Source organism: Robinsoniella sp., assembly GCF_034124845.1.
In genome coordinates this window covers 3,855-17,196 of the sequence record NZ_JAWYAJ010000573.1, presented here as the reverse complement: position 1 = coordinate 17,196, position 13,342 = coordinate 3,855, and the positions used below count along the sequence as shown (strand labels likewise).

Genomic DNA, 13,342 nt, shown 5'->3' with positions numbered 1-13,342 from the left:
GTGGGTCATGCTTAACAGGTCATCCATCATAACGTCTCCTTCTGGTCAGTCGGATTCACCATACTGTACAGCTGTATATCCAACTCAATAATTTTTCGATAGATTTTAATTACTTCTTTTACATTTCTGGCACGCATCATCAGAACCATATCCAGATGGTAGGGTATCGTATCTAATATAGTCTGGTTTGTTTCATTTACCACACCCTCACATAGATGAAAATACACATCGTTATATTCACCAAATACATGAATCATGTTTTCCACCAAATTGATCATTTCCTTGTTTCCGTATGATTCTAACAGAATTTTGTGAAACAGGTTGTCCAGTTCCTGTGGAAAAATCCCATTATCACACATGGTCATCATCTGTTTTGCAATGTGTTCCAATTGATACAGCACATCTTCTGATATCACCGGGGTAATTTTTTTTAACATATACTCTTCCAGAACAGTTTTGATCTCAAACTGTTCAAAGAAATTTCGTTTCTGGATTTTAAACATCATGGATTTGTCTGAGACTTCACCAATCACAAAGGAACCTCTTCCGGCCTCCACACTTAACAGTCCCTGATTTTCCAGTTCGCGGATTGCTTCCCGTACCGATGAGCGGCTCACTCCCCACATCATCGCCAATTCCCGCTCACTTGGAAGTTTCTGACCTATACCGATTTTATTTTCTGTTATGTATTCACATATGCTGTCGGCAATTCTTGCATATAACAATCTCGTCGAACCTAATTGTGCGATATTTGTCTTTAATTTAGCCACACTCCATACTCCTTTACTAATCTTATTATGACAATCATAACTTTATTCCCGCGGGCAACGAGCCAAACGGACACGCTGGCGCGTCCATTTAGCGACTGCCGCGAGGTCAAATGCCCCGTTGCCTGCAGCGGGGTCTTTGACTTTTCTTAGATTCATTATATAAGAACTGCCATCGCTATTCAACCAAAACCACCTGCAGACTGCAGGTATTTACCAATATAATCCGATATCTCCCCAAATTCCGGAAGGCAGAGGTTTTGTGATCATTTCCCGTTCTCTCCAATTATAGACCCGCTCCCTGCGGCAGTGATTTAATGCTGCAGTAGAATAGGGCCATTCATCAATTACCGGCTCCGGATAATCCCTTTCCGGATATTGCAGATCTAATGCTCTGTTGATCAAAAGATTTGAAACTCTTACTTCCAGAGCATTAATTCCCTCTTTCAGGTATTCCAAAATATCAATTCGATAGGGATGTTTTATAATCACTCCCGCTTCCAGCCCGTTTACAAAAATACCTGCTGCTTCACCGATATGCTCAAAGTACAGCTCTGCCACACCAATTTTCTGCATCTGCTTCCATTCTTCTTTCCCTATATTCATTTCTTTTCGGTAGATACCCTCCCCGGAATAGAAGCGCAGGCTTTCTTCCTTTTCCCAGCTGTCAAGTTTTTGATAGTCTTTTTGGAAACTAAGGCTGTCTACAGAAAATTTCCAGTCTTTTGACAGATCCAGCTGCCATTCTTTTTTATCATCCTTGCTAAACGTCATCTTCTCTTCCATTTCATCAGAAAATACAAAGATCAATGACTGGTAAGCTTCCATTTTCAGCTCTACCACCGTATCATCCCCATCCTGCTGTCTGCTTTCAATGTTTTTTTCCTGTCCGTCCATAGGGTCAAATACATAAAAGTTATTCTTCTGTGCTGAAAATCTGATCTTTTCTTTTTTATCCTCCAGGCTGATATTGGATAGAAAATAAATATCTGTACCACCATCTTGCTGATGCACATATCCGATTTCTTCCTTATTATTATAGATCTTTACATCAGGGATGAAATGATGGTTCAACTCAATGATTAATCCGTCATCACTTTTCTCCGTAATAATGAGCTGCCCGGCTTCCTGCATTTCGTTCATTATGTGCTGTATCTTCTGCGTGTTTTCCGAATACGAAAGTAATCCGCAGGATCTTGTTGGCGCTGAACCTTTGCAGATGATTTTTTTACCGCTCTGTGCAAATTCCTGCAGCTTATAAGCTGTCTGCAGGGGGATCCGCTCACACTCCAGAAGCACCAGGGCCTCGTAATCGTATTCTCTCCAGCGCTCTGCCACATCGTCATTTATATAGTCGAACCAGAATCCTTCTTTGTGAATTCTGTCTACGGTTCTGGTGGTCATACGCTCCTCCAGTTTCATGCACATATGGATATCCGATAATGGATTTTCTGCCCAGATATCAGACTGTGGCAGATATACCGCCAATTTCACTTTCGTTTTCCCCCTGCGCAGAAAATCACATACCCGGTTTATGTATACACTCAGAGGTTTGTAATATTTCCACCAGGTATTCGTATGGTTGATTTGGGATGAGGCATAAAAAGGCCACCCCAGTTCCTTTTCATTTTCCGGGCTGTATGAATATCCGTGGTTTACAATCTGGTTCATACCGTCTAAAAAAATGCTGTCCGCAGCCGCTTTGATATTTTCAAGAGTAACTACAAATCTGGGAAACCGAAGCCAGGTAAACGATTCGTTGGATATAATTTCTTTTCCATATACATGTCCTGCCGAAGATGCCAGCTTTCGGTGAACTGTATTGACTTCGTACCGGTCAAAAGCAGAAAAAGTTTCCCCCTCCGGTATATCGGCAGCACCATATGCCTGCAAGATATCACCCCAGGTACCGTGTGCCTGGATTCTGGAAAGAGATCCTTTTTCGTGACACCATTGTGTCATCTCCCGAAAAAAGTTCTCAACCGTTAATTCTGCCATGGTCTTTTGAAAATCATACCGGACCAGATCGGTCATTCCCTGTACCTCTCCCCAAAGTGCATATACCAGCGGGCGCAGCTCATAGCCTCTTCTTTTTCGGAATTCCCCGTAGATAATATCCGTCCAGTTGTGTCCGAACACTTCGATAGAGTCACAGAAAAAGGACTGAATCTTCCCTCTGCCTACCGCATTTACAATGGGATCTCCTCCATGTTCAAAAAACAGTCTGGCGGAATCTTTCCGGTTGTGATCAATAATCAGTCCGTCTCCTCCCGGAAGAGGCTTTAATACGGTTTGACGTTTATCACTGGATACAAGCACAACGATTTTATAATTTCCTTCCGGCACATATACTTTTTCCAGCTGCTTTCCCCATGGCCACTCAAACAGAGGCTTATCCGTCACTTTATCGGTGATATCCACAATGGTCTCCGGCACCATCCGGCTGTCTTCCATGCGCCCCATAATACAGGCTGCCGCTTCCCCATACAGCCTGGTGGTAAAATCATAGGTAAATTCACAAGGCCCTTTTACATCAATGGTATACGGAATCACGGTTGGACCGCTCAACTCTACCGGTACAAAAGGTCCGCCAAAGGGCCAGGATGAGCCAAGGGTAAGGTCAAATTTCATATTTCTTTTATTGGCTTCCTCACAAGCAAAACGTATCATTTCAAGAAATCCGGGTGATAAATAAAAATTATTTTTTACGCCGTTTTCTTTATCATCCGCTGCAACCGGATAGAGTATCTGAAGTTCTACACCGCCCATCTGGGCTTCTTTCATAAAATCCAGTTCCCGGATCAATTCATCCTTTTTCACTGCACATCCGTACCACCACCATCTGGTACAGCCTCTCGTATCTTCTCTGGGATGCAATATCTGATGTACCACGTCTGCTCTTTTTTTTAACCCCATAATAGCCTCCCTTAAATTATTCTTTCACCGCTCCTGCCGTCATTCCTTCCACGATAAACTTCTGCATGCCGGCAAACATTATTGCTGTAGGCAGAAGTGCCATTACACCTCCTGCCATCAAAGCTCCCCACTGCACGCTGTATTTACCGATCAGAGACTTTAATCCCACCGGGATCGTCCACATATCCGGAGTACTGATGAAAATAGTTCCTGCAATTAATTCATTCCAAGCACCGATAAATGCAAAAACGAAAACGGAAACGATACCCGGAAACATGATGGGAAGTACAATTTTAACCAGAGATTTCATCTTTGTACAGCCATCAACCCTGGCTGCTTCTTCCAGCGTCACCGGTATTCTTTCGAAAAAGCTTCGCATCGTCACTACACAAAAAGGCACGTTTACAATTACATAGTAGATAAATAATCCCACATGGGTATTGATCAACCCAATCTTAGAAAAGATTAAGTAAAGGGGGATGATTACCAGTATGCCGGGGATCATCTGTGTAACCAGAAAAAACAGCACCATCACGCCTTTTCCTTTAAATTTATATCTTGCCAGAGAATACCCGCCTAATATTGACAGCATGGTTACCACTAAGGCAGATGAAGTAGAAACAATTACGCTATTCTGCAATAGCGATCCATAGTCGAACATTTCGAATAATCCGGTATAATTATCAGTGGTAAAGGTGTGTGGAAAATAAGTGATATTATGCATGTCAATAATTTCGCCATTAGTCTTAAAGGACGTGATCGTCATCCAATAAATGGGAAGTACCACAAGTGCTAGGAAAAATGCTAAAATTAAAAATCTTCCAACGCCTAATGCTTTTCTTTTTCCTGTTCTCTTCATTAAAAATCACCTGCCTTATTGTAATTTGTAGCGCGCAGAAAAATAACTGCAAAGACGCCCAGTACAACCATAAGCAATACCCCGATTGCTGCTGCAAAACCAAAGTCATAGGTTCCAAATGCTTTGGAATACATATATGCTGGCAGGGTCTGGGATGTATTGGCAGGTCCACCATTGGTAATGATCACAACCAGATCAAAGGAATTAAAGATCCAGATGGTTCGAAGCAGGATTGTGGTAATAATGGTTGGTTTTATGTACGGCAGTGTGATCTGGAAGTATTTCCTTATTGCTCCGCATCCATCTACATCAGCCGCCTCATAAACGTCAGCCGGTATGGACTGCAATGCTGCTAAAATCATAATTGCAAAAAATGGAATTCCCATCCAGATCATAGCCATGATAATAACCGCCAGGGATACTCCGGGTGTCCCAAGCCAGGCAATGGATTCCTTAATAATTCCAAGGTTCAGCAGAATATCATTCACCACACCGTATTCACCGTTAAAAGACCAGCGGAACATTAATCCAATTACGAATCCTGAAAATGCCCATGGAAGAAATACAATTGACTGATATAATCCTCTTCCCCGAAACTGTTTTTTCAAAGCCATTGCCAGAATCATTCCTAACAGAAACTGCCCCGCCACGGAGATTACTACGTAGATCAAGGTATTCTTCACGATCATAAACGTATCGGCATCATCAAAGAGCTTCTTAAAATTTTCTATACCATTAAAAGCAGCTTTTCCGGATCCGGTCAGCTTATAATCCTGAAACGCCATAACAAAACTGTTAATCAGGGGATACCCGAACATAACCAGAAGCAGGAGAAATACCGGCAAAATGAACAGGTATGGCTCCAGTTTGGTCCTGGTCCTGTTTCCAATGACGACTCTTTGCCCTGACTTCATATGCATCCGCCAGAAAATTGCGGCACATACAACTACAACTATAATGAGAAATGCTATTAATACTCCCATCTTATCTCCCTTCCATTCAATCCATTTGATTCACAAAGGGGACGGCTTAACCGTCCCCTCCGCCCAGGGCCGCCCGGCGCAAATACGCCACTATATAGCACCCGCTATCTGTACGCCCCAAGGCTCTACTGTAATGTTCTTGGGCTCTCTATGGTAGATCCTTCATTTGCAGCCAGATAATCCTTCATTCTCTTTGTTAACTCATTGGATATGTTGTTTAACACATCTTCTGCAGACTGTTTGCCCAACAAATATTTCTGCATTTCTGCGTGGAATGTATCCTGATGTAAATCGGTATAGTTAAATGGTCCGTACATTGGAGGTACCATGAAATCGGGATCGTTTAACTGGTTTAAAAATGCCGCATATGGTCCGTCTTCTCCGTAAGTCGGATCTTTGGAAGCTTCTTTTTTGATAGGAATCAGGCCGCCCATCTTACAATACTCAATATTATTTTCCGGTTTTACAAGGTAGTCCATTAACAGCAGCGCTTCCTCGGGATGTTCAGACTGTGCGGAAATCGTATAGGAATAAGGACTGCTGGAGGTATTCAACAGCTTATGATCAACTGTAGATACCGGCATTGGCAGTACACCCCACTGTTCTGGTTTCATATTGATTTCACATGCTACGGCTACTTCAGAGTCATTGGAAATCGTACCGGTTAACCCTCCGGTAAAGTTATCCACCATTTCTACAAATCCCCAGTTAATGGAATCTTCCGGTACATAGCCATCTTTGTATATGGCACACCATTTTTCGAATGCCTCTACACATTCCGGTTTATTTAACAGGCAGTTTCCTTCTTCATCATATACATAACCTCCGGTAAATGTCTGTAAATATGCTAACAATGGATCGAATGCCCCTCTTGCACCCCGGAAAGAATTTCCATATCTCTTCTGTTCCTTATTGGTCAGAGCCTTGATCAGATCAAAGTATGCATCGTAAGTCCAGTCGTCCCCTGTAGGAATCTCATATCCAATTTCCTCTACCCAGTCCTTACGGTAGAAAATACCTTTTACCATAAATCCATCGGGAATTGTATAAATGTGGCCATAGTTTTCTTTTTCATTTACCCAGTTGCTTTTACTGATAATATCAACAAATTCATCCTTATGTTCCTCTGCATAATCATCAATGGGAAGTACCCAGTTGGATTCCGTAAACTGTCCCAGCCACAGCGGATGGGTAGTCATAACATCCGGGAGCTGTCCTGATGTGCCAAGTACCGTCAGTTTATTTGCCGCATCATCCCATGGAACACTCTCATAAGCCACGGTAATTCCGGTTTCGCCTTTGAATTTTTCAAAAACACCTTCATAATATGCCTGCCGCTGAGGACTGGGGTTTACATCAATAAACCGCAAAGATACATCAGACTTTTGCGTGCCCTCTGCAGCCTTACTATCCCCGGACCCCTCTGTCTTTTCCGCCTCTGCAGCCTTATCGGCAGCTGTACCACCTGTTTTCTGATTCGATCCGCCACATCCGGAGATCATACCCATAACCATAGTTGCCGCTAACAAAACCGCTATAATTCTCTTTTTCATAATTCTTACCTTCTCCTTTTACTTTTTATAAAAATCATGTCCCCAAAACACAATTTTCACTGCCTTCACACATCTTCTTTAAAACAAATAACCCTCCTTCCTTTATTTTTGCCGTTCACTCTAATTGGTTTGACTGGTCTGACCAGTTGATATGCATATTATATTATTCTACAGGTATTTTGTCAATGTAATTTTACATATTTTTACTTTTTTATCTTTCAATTCACCTTTATTATTTTTAAATCTGACAACTTTGTAGATACACATTTGTTTTTTATTAATTCAATTTATTCATTTGTGTACTTTTCAGCATACAATTTAAGTTATTTTTACGGATAAAAGTACAATAAATTTATCTTATTGACTTTCCACCTTATCTTCTATATACTGGCAATATCACACTCTTCTTTGCACGTTCTCTAATCTGGATACTGGGATGCCGGTACTATTTTGCCTGCGGGCATTTCATCCTGAAAGGAGATACCGAATATGAGCAGCAAATACAAGAACAGCAAGCGCTGTTATCTGATTGATCATCATTCCCCCCAACCACCTGTTGTTACTTTAGACCAACTGAATATTAAAGAATATGAGCGTTTTTTTGATACCGCGCATATTGACTCCCTTATGGTTTACTGCAAAGACCACTGGGGTGTTACTTATTATGACAGTAATGTAGAGGGCGCACAGAAGCATCAGGGAGTAAAGACTGACTGGATACAGGAGGTCAGCACGGTTTTAAAGAAAAAAGACATAGAATTTATTGCCTATTACTGCATTGAATATGACGAAGGCGCTGCAAGGCGTTTTCCCCAATGGCGGGCAAGAAAACCGGATGGAACTCCACTGATCCGGGAAGACGAGTTTGCAAGATGGAGTTTATGCTGTTACCAGACCGATTACCGGGAATACTGTCTGTCCCAGATGGAGGAAATTGTACGGAATTATAGCCCGGATGCTTTATTTATGGATATTTTTGGCGCTTCGCTCTGTTATTGTGATAAATGCAGGGATAAATTTTACGCTGCATATGGCTATGCCCTGCCGGCTGATCAGGAAGACATCCGCCAGCATATGTCAGATATCGTTGAATTCCTGGACGAAAATTCCAGAGAGTTTTTGCTGGATGTGAAGCAGCGTCTGAAAGCGGTGGATCCCGGGTTGGCAATTACGGTTAATTTTTCCTGCCACTATCCGAAATCCGTAAGAGATCTGCTAGATTATCAGTTTTCCGAACCCCTTTTAAAGGACAACTGGTTTTCGTCAGCCTATGCCAGAGATACTGCCGTCGGACAGTATCCCATCCTGGTTCCCGGAGAAGCCTCTCAGGTATATAACTACGATACGGTTTCCCAATATATGTGTGACTTAAGCTCCATTGCAGCCCAGGGATGCCGGGTTGGCATGTACAGCGGCTCCCAGCATGCCGACGGTACTTTGGACATGGAAGAGGCAAACCGGCTTGGCACCGTTTTCACCGCGCTGGAAGAAATGGAGCCCTATTTAACCGGCCGTACACCGGTTAAATCCATTGGCATACTGCAAAGCGACCGTTCAAAATCAATCAACATGCAGCAACTCAGTCCAGATGCCATTTTACGCATGAAGCGACACAATCCTCACTTAAATGCCATACTTGGTGCCATGCAGCTGTGTGAATATGCAAAAATTCCCTATAACATTCTTCCGGAGGGAAGTCTCACAAAATCCCTTCTGGCTCAATATGATATGCTGCTGCTGCCGGAAGTCTACGTCATACAGCCGGAGATGGTATTCATGCTGGAGGATTACGTGGCTACCGGCGGCTGCCTGATCTCCTCGGGCCAGACAGGGTTATGGAATGCCGATTCCACACTGCGGGAGCAGTCGACTTTACACAGGCTGCTGGGCTGCGGTCCTGCAAAAATTAATGGGAAATTTGCTTCTAACCGCTGGGCTGCTTACCTGCGCCCTGTTTTATCCCAATCCTTCACCGGGCTTCTTTCCTGCACCACCCCTCCGGTAAGCGAATACTTTATGGAAACAGAACCACTTGCAATAAGTAGCGGCACAGGTGCCGATCCCACTGTTTCGGCAATGCTGTATTTTAACCTTCCCTGTGTGGCATGCAATTTTGATCACTGGGTAAACTGGTGGAGTCCTCCACCCGGCGAAAAAACAAATTTTCCGGCACTCCTTCACCGGCATTTTAAGAAGGGCTATGTATTTTATCTGGCATTTGACTTTTTTACGATGGCTGGTACGGAAAAATATAATTACACAAATGATCTATTTGCCGATCTTCTGGTAAAATCCGGCATACAGCCGCCTCTGCGCCACAGGACAGATACGCCTGATATGATCCGGACAGCATTTTTTGAAACGGAAACAGCGTATATCATACACCAGATTTCCATGCTGCCCAAGCGCTTCCACGGAGACACACCACCCATTCCGGCAGGTGAGATCCTGTTTCAAATTCCCGTGGCTAGTGCTAAACTGGTGTATCCATCACAGCAGCGTCTGGATTTGTCAGAAAACGGAACCTGTGCGGCACTGCCGCCCCTTACTCTGCAGCAGATTATCTGGTGTGAAAAGAAATAATAAAAAACGGAAGGTATGCCGCCCATATTTATTCCATCTGCGGTAGGATGTATGAACGAAATAATAAAAAACAGATGACGCTGTCGTATAATCGGCAGTGCCATCTGTTTTTTACTTCTGTCTGTGTGTTAATTCACCTATTTAATTTTTAAATTCCCATCTCTTCTTTCACCTGTTTAAAACATTTCAAAACAAAATCAAGATCTTCCTTGCTATGCGCTGCTGATACCTGGGTGCGGATTCTGGCTTTCCCTTTTGGGACTACCGGATAGGAAAAACCTACTACATATACGCCAAGTTCCAGCATACGCTCTGCTGCCCGTGCCGCTATAACTGCATCATAGAACATGACGGCTACAATAGGATGAGTGCTTTCTACGATATCAAAGCCCATTTTCTTCATTTCTTCCCGAAAATATGCCGTATTTTTATGCAGCTTTTCTCTGTGCTCCCCTTTTTCTTTTAACAGTTCAAATGTCTTGATTGCCCCACAGGTAATTGACGGAGCAAGCGTATTGGAGAACAGATACGGTCTGCTTTTTTGGCGCAGTAAATCAATAATTTCCTGCTTTGCACTGGTGTATCCGCCACTGGCACCGCCCAACGCTTTGCCAAGTGTTCCTGTTATGATATCTACCCTGTCAGTAACTCCACAGTATTCCGGTGTTCCGGCACCGGTGTCTCCCATAAATCCTACCGCATGACTGTCATCTACCATAACCAAAGCATCGTATTTATCAGCAAGATCACAGATAGATTTTAAATCTGCAATAATACCATCCATCGAAAATACGCCATCGGTTGCAATTAACTTAATCCGCATTCCCTGTGCTTCCTGCAGGCAGCGTTCCAAATCAGCCATGTCATTATTGTTATAACGGAATTTCTTAGCTTTACACAAACGAACGCCGTCAATAATGCTGGCATGATTTAAGCTGTCACTGATTATCGCATCCTGATCCGTCAATAACGTTTCAAATAATCCTCCATTTGCATCAAAACAGGATGAGTATAATATGGTATCATCCATATGGAGAAATTCAGCAATGGACTTCTCCAGATCCTTGTGTATTCTCTGTGTGCCGCAGATAAACCGCACGGAAGATAACCCGTAGCCCCAACTGTCGTAACTGCTTTTTGCAGCTTGGATTATTTCACTATTATCCGCCAGACCCAGATAATTATTGGAGCACATATTTATAACGTTCTTCACCTTGTCTGTATCAATATGTCCTTTTTGAGGTGTTACGATCACTCTTTCACTTTTGTATGTACCATCATTTTTTATTTCCTGTAATGTATCCTGAAAAATCTGATATGCTGCTTTCATCTCACATTTCCTCCGTTTCTGCATCTGTCCAATCTAAAACAACTTTTCCGCAATTTCCGCTGTTCATGATTTCAAATCCTTTTTCAAAATCCCGGAACTTGAATTTGTGGGTTAAAATTTTATCCAGCTTCAGCCCGCTTTGCAGCATGGACATCATTTTGTACCAGGTCTCAAACATCTCTCTACCATAGACACCTTTGATATCCAGACATTTGAATACTACCTTGTTCCAGTCAATCAGTGTCTTATCACTCTGGATTCCAAGCATTGCAACTCTGCCGCCATTATACAGGTTATCCAGCATCATGTTAAATGCAGAGCCATTCCCGGACATCTCCAGTCCAATATCAAAACCTTCACAGATACCCAGGTGTTTCATCACTTCCTTGATATCCTCTTTCGCCACATTAACCGGATAGACATATTCATCACATATTTCTTTCACCAGGTTCAGCCGGTAATCATTTATGTCGGTAATTACCACATGTTTTGCACCTACATGTCTGCACACTGCAGCTGCCATAATGCCGATCGGACCTGCTCCCGTAATCAGTACATCCTCACCTACCAGATTAAAGGTAAGCGCAGTGTGGACTGCATTGCCCAGGGGATCAAATGAGGAGCACAGTTCTTCCCGGATACCTTTCTCACATTTCACTACATTTGTTGCAGGAATAACCAGATACTGTGCAAAAGCACCGGAACGATTCACTCCCACTCCCTGTGTCTGTTTGCATAAATGCCATCTGCCTGCTTTGCAGTGCCGGCAGGATCCGCAGACTATGTGCCCTTCTCCCGACACAATATCCCCAAGCTTAAACCCGGTCACTTCATCCCCCAGCTCTGCCACCTCGCCCACAAACTCGTGTCCGATGGTCAGTGGCGGTATAATCGTCTCCTGGGACCATTTATCCCAGTTGTAAATGTGCAGATCCGTTCCGCAGATGGATGTATAATGGATTTTAATCTTTACATCTGCTCTGCCCACTGACGGTACCCCAACTTTCTTCAAAACAAGCCCCGGCCCCCTGGTTTCTTTTACAAGTGCATACATTTCTTTCTGCATACGTTCCCTCCTAAGAAGATATTTGTCTTTCTATCACGCACATATTTCCATTTTATGTCTTTCTCTCAAATACAAAATAGCATATTCTGTTCAAAAAATCAATAGCATTTTTGAAAAATTAAAATAAAACTTTTTATTCCCTATCTAATGGGATATAATATATTTTTAACAGATATAAAATTGGAGGTAGTATAAATGGAAACCTATAAACAAGTGCTCAAAGATGAAATCCCCGCATTCCGTGCTGATGGCCATGCATTTTTAAATGGTGAAATAACACGGATGGAATTCAAAGGAAAGTCAGGCGGAATGGGCTGCTATGCCCAAAAAGAAAATGGTAAATTTATGATCAGGCTCAGAACCCCATCCGGAGTAATCAGCCATGAACATTTTAAACTTATACTGCATTATGCAGATCAATATAAACTTGACAAAATACATCTTACAACCAGACAGGCCATTCAGCTCCATGACCTATCCCTGGATGACGTATGCGATATAATGGAAGATGCCATTAACCACGGCCTTTTTACCAGAGGCGGCGGCGGAAATTTTCCTCGTAATGTGGCCCTTTCCCCTCTAGCAGGCGTGCAGAAGGATGAAGCCTTTGATGTGACGCCTTATGCATTGCAGACAGGAAGCTATTTTACCATAAATGCCCCCCACTACCAGCTCCCCCGTAAATTAAAAGCAGCTTTCTCATCCGGTACCGACGATACCGCCTGTGAAACTTTAACCGATATTGGTTTTATGGCAGTGGAAGACAATAAAAAACCCATGTTCCGCGTCTGGCTGGCAGGCGGTCTGGGCGGCGGCCCGGCAGTGGGAATACCATACGATGAACTGGTTCCGCCGGAAGATGTGATGTATCACATCGAAGCAATCACACAGTTGTTTAAAGCTGAGGGCGATTACCAGAATAAATCCAAAGCCCGTATCCGCTTTATTCCAAGACGAATGGGTGTGGAAAATTTCCTGAAAACCTACAAGGAATATCTGGCAGAAATAAAAGAAAAAGTAAAATTTGATGAGCTGAAAGCAGAATTATCTAAAGAAATTTCCTGGACACCGGAAATTTCTCCGTCTAATATCTGTATTCCCCAAAAACAGGCGGGACGCTACACCGTGATTCTTCATCCACTCTGCGGGCAGCTGGAAAAAAATGATCTGCTGGAATTGGACAGCCTTTTGGAAAAATGCCCGGATGCCGAACTTCGGCTGAGCATGAATGAAGAATTATATGTGCGCAATCTGGATAAATCCAATGCCCAAACATTCATACAAT

9 protein-coding genes are annotated in these 13,342 nt (G+C 43.0%); 2 read left to right on the top strand and 7 right to left on the bottom strand.

Going from position 1 to position 13,342, the window contains the following annotated elements; genetic code table 11:
• Window positions 1–26: 26 nt before the first annotated feature.
• The 5 genes from ACH2DQ_RS28460 to ACH2DQ_RS28440 form a co-directional block, all read right to left on the bottom strand.
• A complete protein-coding gene (locus ACH2DQ_RS28460) occupies window positions 27–770 on the bottom strand; it encodes a FadR/GntR family transcriptional regulator (protein ID WP_394911120.1) in 744 nt (247 codons plus the stop codon).
• A 210-nt stretch (window positions 771–980) separates the two neighbouring features.
• Window positions 981–3,683: a glycosyl hydrolase gene (locus ACH2DQ_RS28455; protein ID WP_394911119.1), complete on the bottom strand. Its 2,703-nt coding sequence runs from the start codon at window positions 3,681–3,683 to the stop codon at window positions 981–983.
• Window positions 3,684–3,699: 16 nt separating this feature from the next.
• Entirely contained in the window at window positions 3,700–4,542 is an 843-nt protein-coding gene (locus ACH2DQ_RS28450; protein WP_394911118.1) for a carbohydrate ABC transporter permease, read from the bottom strand.
• The gene (locus ACH2DQ_RS28445) at window positions 4,542–5,525 is read right to left on the bottom strand and encodes a carbohydrate ABC transporter permease (protein WP_394911117.1); all 984 of its coding nucleotides are present in this window, start codon (window positions 5,523–5,525) and stop codon (window positions 4,542–4,544) included. Before ACH2DQ_RS28445 ends, ACH2DQ_RS28450 begins: the two co-directional genes overlap by 1 nt.
• Window positions 5,526–5,650: 125 nt before the next feature.
• Window positions 5,651–7,078, bottom strand: coding sequence for an ABC transporter substrate-binding protein (locus tag ACH2DQ_RS28440; RefSeq protein WP_394911116.1), 1,428 nt, complete (start codon window positions 7,076–7,078; stop codon window positions 5,651–5,653).
• Between the two features lie 489 nt (window positions 7,079–7,567).
• Here ACH2DQ_RS28440 and ACH2DQ_RS28435 point away from each other — a divergent pair, with 489 nt between their 5' ends.
• Window positions 7,568–9,661 carry an alpha-amylase family protein gene (locus ACH2DQ_RS28435; RefSeq protein ID WP_394911115.1) on the top strand — a complete coding sequence of 698 codons (2,094 nt, stop codon included), beginning with the start codon at window positions 7,568–7,570 and terminating at the stop codon, window positions 9,659–9,661.
• A 148-nt stretch (window positions 9,662–9,809) separates the two neighbouring features.
• On the opposite strand, the gene ACH2DQ_RS28430 is transcribed toward ACH2DQ_RS28435, so the two are convergent.
• A complete protein-coding gene (locus tag ACH2DQ_RS28430; RefSeq protein ID WP_394911114.1) occupies window positions 9,810–10,991 on the bottom strand; it encodes a glycine C-acetyltransferase in 1,182 nt (393 codons plus the stop codon).
• A 1-nt stretch (window position 10,992) separates the two neighbouring features.
• Complete coding sequence (tdh, locus tag ACH2DQ_RS28425; RefSeq protein ID WP_394911160.1) at window positions 10,993–12,045, bottom strand: L-threonine 3-dehydrogenase; 1,053 nt, start codon at window positions 12,043–12,045, stop codon at window positions 10,993–10,995.
• Between the two features lie 207 nt (window positions 12,046–12,252).
• Between tdh and ACH2DQ_RS28420 the strand changes: the two genes are divergently transcribed.
• A partial coding sequence (locus tag ACH2DQ_RS28420) for a nitrite/sulfite reductase (RefSeq protein WP_395028750.1) occupies window positions 12,253–13,342 on the top strand: 1,090 nt, incomplete at its 3' end.

What these genes read in the sequence shown, in the direction of transcription:
- ACH2DQ_RS28435 (WP_394911115.1), top strand. Translation starts at nt 7,568, where the DNA reads ATGAGCAGCAAATACAAGAACAGCAAGCGCTGTTATCTGATTGATCAT.
- ACH2DQ_RS28440 (WP_394911116.1), bottom strand. Translation starts at nt 7,078, where the DNA reads ATGAAAAAGAGAATTATAGCGGTTTTGTTAGCGGCAACTATGGTTATG.
- ACH2DQ_RS28455 (WP_394911119.1), bottom strand. Translation starts at nt 3,683, where the DNA reads ATGGGGTTAAAAAAAAGAGCAGACGTGGTACATCAGATATTGCATCCC.
- ACH2DQ_RS28445 (WP_394911117.1), bottom strand. Translation starts at nt 5,525, where the DNA reads ATGGGAGTATTAATAGCATTTCTCATTATAGTTGTAGTTGTATGTGCC.
- ACH2DQ_RS28430 (WP_394911114.1), bottom strand. Translation starts at nt 10,991, where the DNA reads ATGAAAGCAGCATATCAGATTTTTCAGGATACATTACAGGAAATAAAA.
- tdh (WP_394911160.1), bottom strand. Translation starts at nt 12,045, where the DNA reads ATGTATGCACTTGTAAAAGAAACCAGGGGGCCGGGGCTTGTTTTGAAG.
- ACH2DQ_RS28450 (WP_394911118.1), bottom strand. Translation starts at nt 4,542, where the DNA reads ATGAAGAGAACAGGAAAAAGAAAAGCATTAGGCGTTGGAAGATTTTTA.